At 71.9% G+C, this 15,253-nt stretch carries 9 protein-coding genes and 1 pseudogene; 5 read left to right on the forward strand and 5 right to left on the reverse strand.

The window, feature by feature from the left end:
- A pseudogene (locus tag ABZ444_RS43600) lies at positions 1-657 on the forward strand (phospholipid carrier-dependent glycosyltransferase); the annotation flags it as partial.
- On the opposite strand, the gene ABZ444_RS43605 reads toward ABZ444_RS43600, so the two are convergent.
- The gene (locus ABZ444_RS43605) at positions 593-2,140 is read right to left on the reverse strand and encodes a hypothetical protein (RefSeq protein ID WP_358010069.1); all 1,548 of its coding nucleotides are present in this window, start codon (positions 2,138-2,140) and stop codon (positions 593-595) included. The pseudogene ABZ444_RS43600 and the gene ABZ444_RS43605 overlap by 65 nt on opposite strands.
- A gap of 100 nt (positions 2,141-2,240) precedes the next feature.
- On the opposite strand from ABZ444_RS43605, the gene ABZ444_RS43610 reads away from it, so the two are divergent.
- Both ABZ444_RS43610 and metG read left to right on the forward strand, forming a co-directional pair.
- A complete protein-coding gene (locus tag ABZ444_RS43610) occupies positions 2,241-3,461 on the forward strand; it encodes a glycosyltransferase (protein WP_358010070.1) in 1,221 nt (406 codons plus the stop codon).
- A gap of 119 nt (positions 3,462-3,580) precedes the next feature.
- Entirely contained in the window at positions 3,581-5,362 is a 1,782-nt protein-coding gene (metG, locus tag ABZ444_RS43615; protein WP_358010071.1) for a methionine--tRNA ligase, read from the forward strand.
- Here metG and ABZ444_RS43620 read toward each other — a convergent pair.
- Together ABZ444_RS43620 and ABZ444_RS43625 are read right to left on the reverse strand one after the other, a co-directional pair.
- Positions 5,307-6,536: an FAD-dependent monooxygenase gene (locus ABZ444_RS43620; protein ID WP_358010073.1), complete on the reverse strand. Its 1,230-nt coding sequence runs from the start codon at positions 6,534-6,536 to the stop codon at positions 5,307-5,309. The genes metG and ABZ444_RS43620 overlap by 56 nt on opposite strands.
- A 154-nt stretch (positions 6,537-6,690) precedes the next feature.
- Positions 6,691-9,864, reverse strand: a complete 3,174-nt coding sequence (locus ABZ444_RS43625) for a BTAD domain-containing putative transcriptional regulator (RefSeq protein WP_358010074.1) — start codon at positions 9,862-9,864, stop codon at positions 6,691-6,693.
- Positions 9,865-9,882: 18 nt separating this feature from the next.
- On the opposite strand from ABZ444_RS43625, the gene ABZ444_RS43630 reads away from it, so the two are divergent.
- Together ABZ444_RS43630 and ABZ444_RS43635 are read left to right on the forward strand one after the other, a co-directional pair.
- Positions 9,883-10,737, forward strand: a complete 855-nt coding sequence (locus ABZ444_RS43630) for a TatD family hydrolase (RefSeq protein ID WP_358010075.1) — start codon at positions 9,883-9,885, stop codon at positions 10,735-10,737.
- Positions 10,738-10,904: 167 nt separating this feature from the next.
- Entirely contained in the window at positions 10,905-11,741 is an 837-nt protein-coding gene (locus tag ABZ444_RS43635) for a ubiquitin-like domain-containing protein (protein WP_358010076.1), read from the forward strand.
- Positions 11,742-11,775: 34 nt separating this feature from the next.
- Here the strand turns inward: ABZ444_RS43635 and ABZ444_RS43640 are convergent, their stop codons facing one another.
- Both ABZ444_RS43640 and ABZ444_RS43645 read right to left on the reverse strand, forming a co-directional pair.
- The gene (locus ABZ444_RS43640; protein WP_358010078.1) at positions 11,776-13,044 is read right to left on the reverse strand and encodes an FG-GAP-like repeat-containing protein; all 1,269 of its coding nucleotides are present in this window, start codon (positions 13,042-13,044) and stop codon (positions 11,776-11,778) included.
- Positions 13,041-15,248 (reverse strand): protein kinase, encoded by a 2,208-nt coding sequence (locus tag ABZ444_RS43645; protein ID WP_358010080.1) that lies wholly within the window; start codon positions 15,246-15,248, stop codon positions 13,041-13,043. Before ABZ444_RS43645 ends, ABZ444_RS43640 begins: the two co-directional genes overlap by 4 nt.
- Positions 15,249-15,253 lie beyond the last annotated feature (5 nt).

Genomic DNA, 15,253 nt, shown 5'->3' on the forward strand with positions numbered 1-15,253 from the left:
CGCAACTGGGACCAGGCCACCTCCTCCGGCCCCTTCTTCTTCCTGTTCGACTCCATGCGCTCATGGATCCAGTACCAGTGGCAGGTCTTCACCTTTCACAGCGGGGTGCACGACTATCACCAGTACATGTCCGACCCCTGGACGTGGCCGCTGCTCATCCGCCCGGTGTCGTTCCACTACCCCGCGAACCTGCCGCCGTCGGCGTGCGGGGCCTCGGCGTGCGCGCAGGCGATCCATGGGGTCGGCACCCCCGCCCTCTGGTTCGGCGCGCTGCTCGCGCTGGCGGGCACGGCCGTCCTGTACGCCAGGAGACGCGACTGGCGGGCGGGGGCGGTGCTGCTGGCGTACGCGATGGGCTGGCTGCCCTGGTTCTACTACGCCCTGGCCGACGACCGCACGATGTACCTGTTCTACATGCTGCCGGTGGTGCCGTTCATGGTGCTGGCGGTCGTGCTGATGGCCGGGCTCGTGCTCGGCAGGGCCGACGCGCCGCCCACGCGCAGGGCCGTCGGGGCGGCGTTCGTGGGCGCGTTCGCGATGATCGTGCTGATCAACTTCTGGTGGCTGCAGCCGGTGCTCACGGCCGAGACGCTCACGCAGGCACAGTGGTGGGCTCGGATGCTGATGCGCTCTTGGGTGACCGCCGCCCCCAAGTGACGCCCTTGCGCAGCGTGATGGCCGCCGCGATGCAGGCCAGCGGGACGGCCGGCAGCACGTAGCGGTAGTCGAACTCGGCCGTCGCCGCCGGGGCCAGCAGCAGCCCGAACGCCCCCAGCCAGGGCAGCGCCACCGGGCCGCCGAACCTGCGCCAGCGGACGACGATGCCGTACAGGCCGATCAGCATGATGCCGCCGAGCATGATGCCGCGCAGGTAGAAGATCTTCTGGTAGCCGCTCATGATGTCCGCCCACGGGTGGACGATCCTGGTCTCGGGCGGGCCCTGCTCGTAGCTGAACGCGTCGGTGTCGGTGTGGCCGCCCCCGTAGGAGGACCACTTCGGCAGGCGCTTGGGCCGCCCGGTGTCGTCCACCTCGTAATAGGGCTTGAACTGGTACATGTTGTACGTCGACTCGTCCGGGAAGCGCGGCCGTCCCCAGTGGAAGGAGCGGAAGAAGTCGCGCGCGACCACCTTCAGGTAGTCGCCCGGCTGGGACAGGATCGCCCGCGTCGCGAACGCGCTGGCCGCGTCGTTGGTGATGCCGCTGAACTTCTTGTTGATGCCCCACCGGTGGAGGACCTCGCCGGTGCCCGTGCCGTCGCCGTTGCCCTGGCCCCACAGATACCACTGTGCGTAGTCTTTGCGCTGGTTGACCGGGTCGTTGATGCACAGCAGGAGGAGCTGGACCTCCTTGTACTTGTCGATCTTCATCTCGCCGCAGTCGGCGAAGATCGCGGTACGCATGTAGAGGATGAGCCCGTCGCTGTTGGTCATAGCGAATTTGCCGTAATTTGTAGAAAACCATCCCATATAGCTAAGAACGGGAACCGCGCACGCCGCGATGACCGCCACAATGGGCCGCCACCCCGTGCGCTGGACGATCAGGTAGAGCACCACGAGCCCGAGGATCGGCATGCCGATCGACCGGGTCAGCCAGGTCAGCGCGAGCAGCAGCCCGACCACGATCCCGGCCCGCCACGACAGCCGCCGCTTCCACAGCACCAGCGTCACCACGCCCACGACCAGCAGCGTGAACAGGGTGTCGGACATGACCATCTGCTCGAGCTGGATCTGGTAGGCGTCGAACAGCACCGGCGCCGCCGCCAGCGTCGCCCCCCACTTGGGCAGCGCGAACCTGCAGCGCAGCAGGGCGTAGATGAGCGCGGCCGCGGCCAGGCCCATCAGGTGTTGCGTGAAGATGGCCAGCGTGAAGCTGTGGAACGGCTTGAGCAGCATCAGCCAGAAGCTGTAGCCGTCGGGCCTGATCGGGTGGGGCCTGGGGTGCAGCGCCACGTTGACGTACTCGTAGGAGTCGTTGAACCACATCGCCGGGCCGTAACCGAGCATGGTGATCAGCCGCAGCACGGCGCCGACGCCGAAGGCCACGGCGAACACGCGATGACGGCGCACGAGGGACAGCACGCGAGCTGCCCGGCCAGGAGCGGAGTGGTCCACAGGGGTAATCTCCGCGACGCTCACCATGCTGTAAAGAATGCCAGTCGTTTTTAGGTCTTGACCCGAGCACGCCGGGCACAGGGCATGATGGTTCACTGGAAGAGCCTTATTACTGAAGGGTTGAGACGTGGAACTGACGGTGGTCATGCCCTGCCTCAACGAGGCGGAGACCGTGGAAGTCTGTGTGCGCAAGGCATTGGCGTGCATGGAGGAGCACGGAATCGAAGGGGAAGTCCTGATCGCCGACAACGGCAGCACGGACGGCTCGCAGCAGCTCGCTCGTGATGCCGGCGCCCGTGTCGTCCACGTCGACGAGAAGGGCTACGGCAACGCCCTCATGGGCGGCATCCGCGCCGCCCGCGGCAAGTACGTCATCATGGGCGACGCCGACGACTCCTACGACTTCACCTCGTTGCTCCCGTTCGTCGAGCAGCTCCGCGACGGCGCCGACCTCGTGATGGGCAACCGTTTCAAGGGCGGCATCTCCCCGGGCGCCATGCCCCCGCTCCACCGCTACCTGGGCAACCCGGTGTTGTCGTTCATCGGCCGGCTGTTCTTCCCGTCGGCCATCGGCGACTTCCACTGCGGCCTGCGTGGCTTCCGGCGCGACTCGATCCTGCGCCTCCACCTCCAGACCGGGGGCATGGAGTTCGCCTCGGAGATGGTCGTCCGCTCCACGCTGTCCGGCCTCGACGTGCGCGAGGTGCCCACCACGCTCTCGCCCGACGGCCGTTCGCGCCCGCCCCACCTGCGCTCCTGGCGCGACGGCTGGCGCCACCTGCGCTTCCTGCTGCTCTACAGCCCCAAGTGGCTGTTCTTCTACCCCGGCGTGTTCCTGATGGTCCTCGGCCTGGTCGCGGGCACGGCGCTGACGTTCGGGCCGGTGGAGATCGGCGAGCTGGCCTTCGACGTCGACACCCTGGTCGGGTCGTCGGCGCTGGTCGTGATCGGCTTCCAGGCGGCGCTGTTCGCGGTGTTCACGAAGGTCTACGCGGCCGAGGAGGGCTTCCTGCCCGAGTCGCGGCGGATCCGGAAGATCATCGACATCGTGACCCTGGAGAAGGGCCTCGTGGTCGGTGGCCTGCTGGCGCTGGCCGGTCTGGTCGGCCTGGTGATGTCGCTGGTCCACTGGCAGGTGCGCAGCTTCGGCGCGCTCGACCCGCGCGAGTCGCTGCGCATGGTCGTCCCGGCCGCCACGGCGCTCGTCATGAGCTTCCAGACGATCTTCGCCTCGCTGTTCATCAGCATCCTCGGCATCCGCCGGACCAAGGAGAGCTCGATCGACGTGGCCGCCAAGGCGGCCGAGGAGGCCGCTGAGGCGGTCTCCCTGGAGAAGTCCAAGCACTAGGGTCCTCCGCGTCCCGGTGGGAGCCGGCGTCGGCCACGTGCCGGCGCCGGCTTCCGTCTTTCCGCGCGGGGGTTGGGGGTTTGGACGAGGAGCAGGGCCGCGCCCCGTAGGCTAAGCACATGTCCCAGCACATCTTGACCGCCGTCGCGTGGCCGTACGCCAACGGCCCCCGCCACATCGGGCACGTCTCGGGTTTCGGCGTGCCGTCCGACGTCTTCAGCCGCTACCAGCGGATGGCGGGCAACAAGGTCCTGATGGTGTCCGGCACCGACGAGCACGGCACTCCGATCCAGGTGCAGGCCGACAAGGAGGGCGTCAGCGCCCGCGAGCTGGCCGACCGGTACAACAGGGTGATCGCCGAAGACCTGACCGGTCTCGGGCTCTCCTACGACCTGTTCACCCGCACCACGACGAAGAACCACTACGCCGTCACGCAGCAGATCTTCAAGGGCCTCTACGACAACGGCTACATCTTCCCCAAGACCACAATGGGCGCGATCTCGCCCTCGACCGGCCGTACCCTGCCCGACCGCTACATCGAGGGCACCTGCCCCATCTGCGGCTACGACGGCGCGCGCGGCGACCAGTGCGACAACTGCGGCAACCAGCTCGACCCGATCCAGCTCATCAACCCCAAGAGCCGCATCAACGGCGAGACCCCCGTCTTCGTCGAGACCGAGCACTTCATGCTCGACCTGCCCGCCTTCGCCGAGGTCCTGGGCTCCTACCTGCAGTCCAAGCAGGGCGAGTGGCGGCCCAACGTGCTGAAGTTCGCCCTCAACCTGCTCGGCGACCTCCAGCCCCGCGCGATCAGCCGCGACCTCGACTGGGGCGTGCCGATCCCGCTCGACGGGTGGCGCGACCAGCCCAACAAGCGCCTCTACGTGTGGTTCGACGCGGTCATCGGCTACCTGTCGGCCTCCATCGAGTGGGCCAGGCGCTCCGGCGACCCCGACGCCTGGCGCCAGTGGTGGCAGAACCCCGACGCCCGCGGCTACTACTTCATGGGCAAGGACAACATCGTCTTCCACGCCGAGATCTGGCCGGCGATGTTGTTCGGCTACAGCGGCATCGGCGCGCGCGGCGGCTCGGCCGGCGAGCTGGGCGCGCTCGACGTGCCGTCCGAGGTGGTCTCCAGCGAGTTCCTGACGATGGAGGGCAAGAAGTTCTCCTCCTCCAGGCAAGTAGTAATTTACGTACGCGACTTCCTGGCGCGTTACGACGCCGACGCCCTGCGCTACTACATCGCCGTGGCCGGCCCCGAGAACCAGGACACCGACTTCACCTGGCAGGAGTTCGTCAACCGCAACAACGGCGAGCTCGTCGCCGCCTGGGGCAACCTGGTCAACCGGTCGATCTCGATGGCGTCCAAGAACTTCGGCGTCGTGCCCGAGGCCGGCGACCTGACCGACGCCGACCGGGCCATGCTGGAGCGCTCGCGCAACGCGTTCGCCCCGGTGGGCGCCGAGCTGGGCAGGTCGCGGTTCAAGAACGCGATCACCGAGGCGTTCGACGTCGTCCGCGAGGCCAACAAATACCTGGCCGAGCAGGAGCCCTGGAAGCTCAAGGACGACATCGAGCGGCAGAAGTCGATCCTCCACGTCGCCCTCCAGGTCGTCGACGACGCCAAGACGATGCTCACGCCGTTCCTGCCGAGCTCGTCCAACAAGGTCTTCTCGATGCTCGGCGGCCAGGGCGTCTGGGCGGGCATGCCGGAGATCCGCGAGGTCGACGAAGACGGCGGCGCCCCCTACCCCGTCATCACCGGCGAGTACGACGGCGCCGCGCGCTGGGAGCACCGGCCGATCAAGCCGGGCACCCCGCTCGCGCCGCCCGTGCCGCTGTTCAAGAAGCTCGACCAGAAGGTCGTCGAAGAGGAGCTTGGCCGGCTGGCCGACTGAGCCCGTAGTCCTTGAGCGTGATGGCGGAGGCCGTCTTCCTGACGGACTTCGCCATCATGCCCTTCCACGGCAGATACGGCATGATCTTGTAGTTCTGGTTCATGAACCAGGCCATCAGCCGGCTCTCCGGCACCATGAACTTGCTGACGCCCACGGCGGACTTCTGGCAGCCGGTGGCGTAGCCGCGCACCTCCTGCTCGTAGCGGGCGAACGCGGTCCGGTGGTCGCCGCCGGCCGCGGCCAGCTCGCCCGCCAGCACGTGCGCGCCGACGAGCGCGAGGCCCGTGCCCATGCCCGACAGCGGCGACGGGCAGCAGGCGGCGTCGCCGATCAGCACCACCCGGCCGCGCGACCAGGAGTCCAGGTGCACCTGGCTGGTCGAGTCGAAGTAGAAGTCGTCCGCGTCCCACATCTTGCGCAGCAGCTTGGGCGTCTCCCAGCCGACCCCCCGGTACGCCTCGGCCAGCAGCTCCTTCTGCCGGGTCACGTCCCGGCGGTCGTGCTCCAGCGGCGGTGAGCCGAAGTAGAACATGGCCTTGGCCTCGGTGTTGTTCCTGGCGCTGTAGAGGCCGACCGTCTTGCCGGGCGTGCTGTAGAGCAGGCCCGTGTGGTCGAGGTCCAGGTAGTTGTCGAGCGTGAACACCGCGCAGTAGAGCCCGAGGTGGCTGGTGACGGCGGCCTCAGGCGCGTTGAAGGCCAGCGAGCGCACGTTGGAGTGCAGGCCGTCCGCGCCCACCACGAGGTCGAACCTGCGCGTCGCGCCCCGCTCGAACGTCACCGTCACCCCGTCCGCGTCCTGGGCGAGGGAGGTGATGGAGTCGCCGAAGACGTACTCGGTGCGGTCCTTGGTGGCGTCGTAGAGGATGCGGGCCAGGTCGCCGCGGAGGATCTCGACGTCGCCGGAGAACAGGTCGCCGGGCACGGAGGCGAGCTTCCCGCCGGACTCGTTGACGTACGACATGTCGCCCATGTGGGTCTGGAGGCGCTCGACGTCGGCGAGGATGCCGAGCGCGCGCAGCGCGGTCATGTGCGCCTCGCCGCGGAAGTCGACGGAGTAGCCGCCCTCACGCAGGGCGGGGGCGCGTTCGACGACGGTGACGCGGTGGCCGGAGCGGGTGAGGTGGAGGGCCAGGGCGGGGCCGGCGACGCTCGCACCGGAGATCAGGATGTCCATGCCCGAGAGCCTGCCCGGCCCCGCTCACCGCCCCCTCACCCCGCACTCACCGCCGGCCGCGCCCCCGCTCACCGCCTTCCACGCCCCCCGCTCGCCGCCTTCCACGCCGCCCGCTCGCCGTCTTCCGCGCCCCCCGCTCGTGGTCTTCCGCGTCTCAGGTCGGGTCGTGGAGCGGGAAGTCGTCGATGGAGTGCAGGGGGGAGGCGTCGATGACCTCCGCCGGGACGCCGGCCAGCATCAGCGCCTCCCGGTGGGAGAGCCGCGCGCCAGCGCGCCGCGCCCCCGCGTACGCCTGCTCGCCCAGCGCCTCGCGCAGCCGCCGCGACAACCCGGCGACGTCCTCGTCCTCGGGCACGTCGATGCCGCGGATCGCGACGGCGGCGCCGAGCAGCGTGGCCGCCGCCGCCGGATCGTCGTCGAAGGCCAGTACCGCCAGCGCCTCGATCGCCCGGACGCTCTCCGACAACGCGCCCGACGTGACCGTGCTCTCCATCGCCCGCAGGTAGGAGGCCCGCGCCCCGGCCGTGTCGCCCTCGGCCGCGGCCAGCCGTCCGAGCCCGACGAGCAGCCTGGCCATGTTCCCGGACGTCTTCACCCAGACTGGGTCGGACCGGCGCAACGCGTCCTCGTAGAGCTCCCGGGCCCTGGGCAGGTCGCCCTCGCGGACCGCCACGTCGCCCAGGCCGCGCAGGGCCGCCGGCAGGATCGCGCCGCCCGTACGCCCGGCCAGCTCGGCCGCGCGCTCGTAGTCGGCCCGCGCGCCGGCCAGGTCGTGCCGGATGCGGTAGTCGCCCCGGTTGCAGTAGTGGTCGGCCAGGTCCTCCTCCGCGCCGAGCTGCTCGGCCAGCCTGATGGCCTCCTCGGTGCGGGCCAGCGCGGTGGCCTCGTCGCCGCACGTACTGGCCAGCCAGGCCAGGGCGTCGAGCGTCATCGCCGAGCCCCAGCGCTCGCCGAGGCCGCGAAAACCCTGGAGAGCCGCCTTCAGGTCCGCCTCGGCGGCGGCGAACTCGCCCGCCGCCATCCGCGGGTAGGCCCAGATCAGCCGGGTGGCGGCCTTCTCCCATGCGTCGGGGCCGCGCTCGCCGCGCCGGATCAGCGCGATCGTGACGGCGGGGTCGACCGCCGCCGAGGTGACCATCGGCCACAGGCACGTGACGACCGGGTTCCGCAGGCCGTCCGCCGCGATCATCGTCTCGGCGCCGTCCTTGTGGCGCTCCCACAGCTCCCGCCGCCCGCTGGCCGCGGTGAGCAGGGTCAGCAGGTACGCGTCCCCCAGCGCGGGATCGGGCCGTGGACCGGCCGCCTCCATCAGGGCCGCCGCCGCCTTGGCGGGAACCGTGCGCATGCCGCGCATCCACAGCGAGAACGTCTGCGCGGCCAGCAGCCGCATCCCGAGCGCCACCTCGCCCTGCTCCACCGTCCAGCGCAGCGCCGCCTGGAGGTTGTCGTGGTCGGCCGCGAACCGGGCCAGCCACGGCAACTGCTCCGCGCCCCGCAGCCGGGGATCGCCCTCCTCGGCCAGGGCGAGGAAGTACGCGGCGTGCGCCCGCCGGAAGGTCCCGGCCTCCTCGCCGAGCCGGTCGGCGCAGAACGCCCGGATCGTCTCCAACATGCGGTAGCGGCCGCCGGCCACCTCCAGGAGCGACTTGTCGGCCAGCGAGTCGAGCAGGTGCTCGGGCAGACCGCAGACGGCCGTGGCGGCGGCCGCGGTGGCCCCGCCGGAGAACACGGTCAGGCGCATGGCCATGGCCTGTTCGGGCTCGGTGAGCAGCTCCCAGCTCCAGGCGACGACCGCGCGCAACGTCTGGTGCCGGGCGTCGGCCGTACGGCTGCCGCGCAGGCTGAAGCGGCCCTGACCGGCCAGGCGTTCGGCCAGCTCGCCGGCCTCGTGCGTACGCATGCGGGCGGCCGCCAGCTCGATGGCCAGCGGGAGGCCGTCGAGCGCGGCGCAGATGCGTTCGACCGGCTCACCAGGGGTGAAACCGGGACGTACGGCCTTGGCCCGGTCGGTGAAGAGCGTGCGGGCGTCGGAGGGGGCGAGGGGGCGTACCGGCCACAGGTGTTCGGGGGTGATCGCGAGCGGCTCGCGGCTCGTGGCCAGCACGCGCAACGCCGGGCACGCCGACAGCAGCCGCTCGGCCAGGGCCGCGGCCTCGCCGACGACGTGCTCGCAGTTGTCCAGGACCAGCAGGGCCGGCCGATCGGCGAGCACCGCGACCAGGCGGGCCAGGGGATCAGGCTCAACGGACGCGCCTAGCGCCGCGGCCCCCAGCAGCGCGCCGTCGCGTACGCCCAGCGCGGCGAGGACCGCTCGCGCGAGGTCGGCCCCCGGGCCGAGCGGGGCCAGCTCGACCAGGACGGCGTCGCGGTGGTCTCTGGCCAGCTCGACCGCCAGCCGGCTCTTGCCCGCGCCGCCGGGGCCGAGCAGCGTGACGAGACGGGCGGCGGCCAGCAGCGCCCGGACCTCGGCCAGGTCGCCGTCGCGGCCGACGAAGCTGGTGAGCCTCCCGGGCAACGGCACCGCCGCTGTGCCCGTCTCGGCCCGGGGCGCCGGGGCCGGGGGCGGGCTGGTCGCGCCGCGCAGGAGAGAACGGTGCAGGTCGGCGAGCTCGGGGGAGGGGTCGGCGCCCAGCTCATCGGCCAGCAGCCGCCGGGTCTCCTCGTAGAGCACCAGCGCCTCGGCCGGCCGGCCGTCGGCGCGCAGCGCCCGCATGAGCTGGCCGCGCAGCCGTTCGCGCAGGGGGTGGCGCTGGACCAGCTCGCCCAGCTCGGGGATGACGCCCTGGTGGCCGCCGCAGCGCAGGTCGGCCTCGATGCGGTCCTCCAGCGCGGCCAGGCGGCGCTCCTCCAGCGGCGCGCCGTGCACGGGGTCGAGGTCGGCGAACGCGGGCCCCCGCCAGAGGGCCAGCGCCTCCCGCAACAACTTCCCGGCCAGCGCGGCGTCGGCCCTGCCGGTCTCGGCCGGGTCGGCGTTCGCCCGGTCGGCGGGGTGGTGGCCGAGGAGGGTGGCGCGGCCGGTGTCGGCGAGGTGGAGGAAACGGCCGGCGTCGATGTCGTCGGGGGCTGCCGGCAGCCGGTAGCCGGCGGGGGTCAGCTCGACCGGGATCCCGTCGCCCCGCAGGCGGGAGACCTGGGAGTGCAGGGCGTGCTGGGCGTTCTTCGGCGAGCGGTCGCCGTACAGGAGGTCGACGAGGCGGTCCTGGCTGACGATCTCGCCCGGACGGACGAGCAGCAACGCCAGCAGCGCGCGCCTGGCCGGACCACCCAGGGGTACGTCGACGCCGGCCGCGTCCCAGGCTCGGGTGCTGCCGAGAATGCCGAAGCGCATGGAGGCTACTTTAGATGCGTGAGCAAGATTCCCGCCGCGCCCGAGCCGCTTTCCGCACCGGTGTTCGACAGCCACTGCCACCTCGACATCATGGTCGGCAACAGGCAGGCGTCCTCGGGCGACCCGGTGGCCCAGGCCGCCCAGGCGGCGTCGGCCACCGTACGGTCCATCCTGCGGGACGCCCGCGAGGTCGGCGTGACCAGGCTGGTCACCATCGGGTACGACCTGCCCTCCTCGCGCTGGAACGCCGAGGTGGCGGCCGAGCAGGAAGGCGTGTACGCCGGGGTCGCCATCCACCCCAACGAGGCCCACGAGGCGACCCCCGAGGTCCTGGCCGAGATCGAGTCGCTGGCCGGGCAGGCCGACGTCCGCGCGGTGGGGGAGACCGGCCTCGACTACTTCCGCGACTGGGCGAGCAAGGACGACCAGCACGCGAGCTTCCGCGCGCACATCGAGATCGCCAAGCGCACCGGCAAGGCGCTGGTCATCCACGACCGGGACGCGCACGACGACGTCCTGAAGGTGCTGGCCGAGCAGGGCGCGCCGGACAAGGTGGTGTTCCACAGCTACTCAGGCGACGCCGAAATGGCGAAAAAGTGCGCGGAAGCCGGATATTTTATGTCCTTCTCCGGTCCCGTCACCTACAAGAATGCCGGCTACCTGCGCGAGGCCGCCGCCGTGGCCCCCATGGAGCTCATGCTCGTCGAGACCGACGCCCCGTACCTGCCGCCGGTCCCGTACCGGGGCAAGCCCAACGCCCCCTACCTCATCCCGCTCACCCTGCGCTGCCTCGCCGAGGTCAAGGGTGTCCATCCGGACGAGTTGTGCGCGGCGATCAGCACCAACGGAGTCACGGTCTTCGGCGAGTGGTGACCATCTTTCGGTGCGGCTTTTCGTGAAGCGGTGGAGGCGGTCGCGCCGCCGCCGCTAGCGTTCGGGCGGTCCCTGGCCGTTTCCGGAGGTGGTTCGTGCGAGGCAGGAGGCGTGCGCCGCGTCCGCGGATCCCCTGGCGTTCTCCGTGGACGCCGGTGGTGTGCGTCATGGGTACGCTGGCCGCCGGCCTGCTGGTCGCGGCCTCGTACCTGGTCAAGGACGTCGTCGTGGTCGTCGACGGCACGCCGGTGGCGATCCGCAGCTTCGCCGCGCGGGTGGCCGACGCGCTCGGCGAGGCGGGCGTGTCCGTGGGGCAGGGCGACGTCGTACGTCCCGCCCTGAGCGAGGGCCTCGCCGACGGCTCCACCATCGAGGTGCGCCACGCCCGCCTGATCACGCTGACCCTCGACGGCCACACCACGACCCACCTGGTCACCGCCACGAACGTCCGGGACGTCCTGACCGAGCTCGACGTCGAGGCGGCGGCCGGCAGCCTGTCCGCGCCGCCCGGCCGCCCGGTGCCGCTGTCGGGCATGTCGCTCACGGCGTACACCGAGCGCAGGGTCTACGTGGTCGCGGGCGCCACCCGGCTCGCCTCGCGCACCACGGCGCGTACCGTCCGGCAGGTGCTCAGGCAGGAGCGCGTCGTCGTCCGGCGCGGGTCCATGGTGCGCCCGCCGCTCGGCAGCTTTCCCGAGGACGGGACGGTCATCACGGTCATGCCGCCGCGAGCCGTACAGATCCCGTGGGAGGTGACCAGGCTCGACTGGCAGGCGCTGGCCGCCTGCGTGGCGCGCGGCGACCCCCAGGCGTACAACCCCGACGGCCCCTACTACGGGATGTACCAGTTCAGCCTGCCCATGTGGCAGGCGGTCGGCGGCGTCGGCCTGCCGAGCGCCTGGCCCGAGGAGGAGCAGACCTACCGGGCGCAACTGCTCTACCAGCGGGTCGGCGGCCGGTGGCAGACCCAGTGGCCCAACTGCGGCGACCGCCTGTTCGCCTGACGCCGCCCTGACCCGGGGCCTGTCCGGCCGCCCCTCATCCGGCCAGTGACGTCCCGAAGTCGGTGCCCTTGGGCGGTTGCACCGACTGCACGTCGTCGGCGTTGCGCGGCGCCACCGCGACCTTCCCGTACGGCGGCCCGTCCGGCTGGCCCACGAAGAGCTTGTTCCCGCTGAAGGCCACCGACCAGCCGAACAGCCCCTCGGCCGCCGGGAGCTTGCGGTCGTCGGCCGGGTTCTTCCACGAGAACACCTGGACGCCGCCGCCATAGGGCGCGCCGACGGCCAGCCTGCCGTCCGACGAGGCGGCCATCGAGAAGCCGAACGCCTGCCTGCCGCCCTGCTTCAGCATCCTCGTCTGCCTCCTGCCCAGGTCGAGGAGCTGCACGTAGCCGGGGCCGGGCGCGCTGACCGCGTAACCGTTGCCCTCGGCGTAGGCGACCGCGTAGCCGTACCGGTCGCCGGAGGCCTTGGTGGGGGAGTCGAGCTTCAGGCTGACGATCCGGGGCGCCAGCACGTCGTCGATGAAGACCACCGACCCCGAGTCGATCTTGCCGGCCTGGACCTGCCGTCCCGCGCCGTCGTCGTTCTCGTACGGGACGCCGACGACCAGGCCGTTTCGCGGCCCGATCGCCAGCGACCAGCCGAACTGGTCGCCGACCTCGCTGTTGCCGCGCACGTCCACGGTCTCCTGGCTGATCCGGCGCAGCGCGTCCGAGCCCTGGCGCACGTAGATCGCGCCGGCGTCCTCGATCTGGCCGTCGTCCTCGTAGGGCGCGCCGATCACCGTCAGGTCGCCCCTGGCCGCCAGCGACCAGCCGAAGTGCGCGAACCGCTGCGGTTGCGGGGCGGTCAGGCGTTGCGGGGGCGCGGCCTTGCCGCCGTAGACGACGTAGACGCTGCCCGCGTCCTGCTCGCCGTCCACGTCCGCGAAGGGGGCGCCGATCAGCAGGTCGGCGCAGGAGTCGCCGTTGACGTCGGCCAGCCGTACGGACCAGCCCAGCCCGTCCCCCTTGACCGGCCCCGGCACGGCGACGGGGGTCACCTTGGCGCCCGACAGCAGGTGGACCGACCCCTTCCGGCCGTCGCCGAACGGGTCGCCCACGGCCACGTCGTCCGCGCCGTCACCGTCGAAGTCGGCGGCCCCGGCGCAGGCAGCCGCTGTTGTCGTTTCCCTCGCCGTCTTCGCCGCCGTTTCCGACGCGGCGGCGGGCGCCGTCGGCAGGACGCCGCCGGCGGCGAGCAGGACGGCCATCACCACGGCCGTCCTGAGGGAGCCGGTGGGGAGCGTTCGGACGGGGCTCACAGGGCGACCTCGATCTGTCGGCCGTTCTCCAGCATGGTCGCGGTCATCTTCACGGGCCTGCGATAAGGCGCCAGGTCGAACACGAAGGCGCCGTCCACCCGCCCGCCCGGCTGGAGGGCCGGGGGCAGGGTGACGGGGGCGGGGTCGTGCTTGCCGCCCTTGTCGTCGACCATGGTGACGACCGGCCGGATGAGCCGGCGGCGTTCACCGCCTGGATTGATCACGGTCCAGTGGACCACGCAGAGCTGCCCCTTCGTGGTGGTTTGCCCCTCGAACTCCTTCAGCCCGCACTCCGGCGCCTCCGGCACGACCACGACCGGGTCGTCAAAGTTCCCGCCCAGGGCGAACCTGCGGCCCACGTCGCCCGAACGCGGGTTCGTCACGGCCCTGGAGGGGGTGTTGGAGGTGGCGACGCCGGCGGAGTTGCGGCCGGAGTTCACGATCAGGACGGTGACGGTGACCACGATCGCCAGGACCGCGGCCGCGGCGGCGATCAGCCAGCGGGTGCCCTTCGTGCGGGTGCCGCCCAGGGTGTCCGGTTCGTCGGGGGCGTACGTCAGGACGCCCGGATCCGTGCCCTCGCCGCTCCGGGACTCGCCGCTCCAGGACTCGGCAGCCGGCCGGGAGTCGGCTGCCGATCGGGACCCGGTGAAGGGTCGGGAGTCGGTGGCGGGCCGGGTCTCTGTGGCGGGCCGGGTCTTGGAGGTCGGCCGGGACTCGGGGGTCCGCCGGGACTCGGGGGTCGGCCGGGGCCGTGCCGGTTGCCCGCCCGAGGCGGCCTGCCTGCGTGCCAGCTGGCGGGCCTGCTCAAGCTGGCGTTCCTGCTCCTGGCGGCGGGCCTGCGCCTCGGCCTCCCAGCGGGCCAGCTCGTCGCGGGCGGCCTGCTCCTCGCGCCGCGCCAGCTCGTCCGGGGACGCCTGCCGCGGCCCCGCCTGCCCACCCGCCAAGTCGGCGGCCCCTCCGGAAGCGTTCCGAACATCGGGCCCGGCGTCCGCCCCGAACGCCCCCGGCGCCTTGCGCCGCCCCGCCCCCGCTCCTGGCCCCGGGCCTGCTCCGGGTCCTGGGCCCACGCCGGGCCCCGAGCCCGCTGCTCCCAGCCCCGCCCCTGCTCGGGGTCCCGAGCTCCCTCCGGGGCCTGCGCCTGCTCCGGGGTCCGAGCCCCTCCCGGCCCCCGAGCCCTGTCCTGGACTCGCGGCGCCCCCGAGGGCGGGGTGGCGCGCGCCTGTCGCGTCGCTCGGCGGCGGGGTCGTGAACGTGGCCGTGACGTCCGGCTCGTCCACGACGTTCTGCGGCGGCTCCCAGTCGGTCAGCATCTCCGTGGCGACCAACGTGGGCGGATTGTCGGCGATCGCCGGAGTGCTCCCGCCCACCAGCGCGATCAGCAGCTCCTGGGCGGTGGGCCGATGGGTGGGGTCCATGGCGGTGGCGCGGCGTACCAGCTCGTTGAGCGGCGCGGGAAGCGCGCCGAGATCGGGCGGCGTGTTGAGCACGCGGGTCGCCATCGTGATGGGATCGCCCCGCCCGAACGGATGCCGCCCGTTGCCCGCGTACGCCACCAGGCACCCCCAGGCGAAGATGTCCGCCGCCGGGGACACGAGCTCCCCCCGCACCTGCTCCGGAGCCCACCACCCGGGGCTGCCCAGCAGTTCTCCGGAGAGCGTGAACCCGGTCTCCCGGTCCAGCGCCCTGGCGATCCCGAAGTCGATCACCCGCGGCCCGGACAGCGACAGGATGACGTTCGCCGGCTTCAGATCCCGGTGCACCAGCCCGGCCACGTGGATCGCCGCCAGCGCCGCGGCGACCCCCAGCGCCACGCCGTGCAGCGGCCCCGGGTCGAGCGCCCCGAAAGTCACGATCTGGTCGGAAAGAGGGGTGCCCGCGATGTACTCGGTCACCATGTAAGGACGTCCGTCCCCGGTGTCGCCGTTGTCGAGCACCTGAGCCGTGCAGAACGACGCCACCCGGCGCGCGTTGTCCACCTCGGCGTGGAAGCGGGCGGCGAACCCCTCCTGGTTGGCGAACTCCGCCTTCACCACCTTGACCGCGACGAACCGCCCCGTCGGGGCCCTGGCGAGGAAGACGGTCCCCATGCCGCCTTCGCCGAGCCGTCCGAGCAGGCGGTAGGGCCCGATCTCCCGCAGATCGGTCGGACGGAGCGGCGCGGCGCCCGTTGGCTCCATCAGGGACGTCCCTTCCTGTTCCACGCCAT

The sequence above is a fragment of the Nonomuraea sp. NPDC005730 genome, from assembly GCF_040630865.1.
GTDB lineage: Bacteria > Actinomycetota > Actinomycetes > Streptosporangiales > Streptosporangiaceae > Nonomuraea.

Bases quoted from the DNA above. Each gene is read 5' to 3' on its own strand.
- metG (WP_358010071.1), top strand. From the start codon at position 3,581: ATGTCCCAGCACATCTTGACCGCCGTCGCGTGGCCGTACGCCAACGGC.
- ABZ444_RS43635 (WP_358010076.1), top strand. From the start codon at position 10,905: ATGGGTACGCTGGCCGCCGGCCTGCTGGTCGCGGCCTCGTACCTGGTC.
- ABZ444_RS43625 (WP_358010074.1), bottom strand. From the start codon at position 9,864: ATGCGCTTCGGCATTCTCGGCAGCACCCGAGCCTGGGACGCGGCCGGC.
- ABZ444_RS43620 (WP_358010073.1), bottom strand. From the start codon at position 6,536: ATGGACATCCTGATCTCCGGTGCGAGCGTCGCCGGCCCCGCCCTGGCC.
- ABZ444_RS43605 (WP_358010069.1), bottom strand. From the start codon at position 2,140: ATGGTGAGCGTCGCGGAGATTACCCCTGTGGACCACTCCGCTCCTGGC.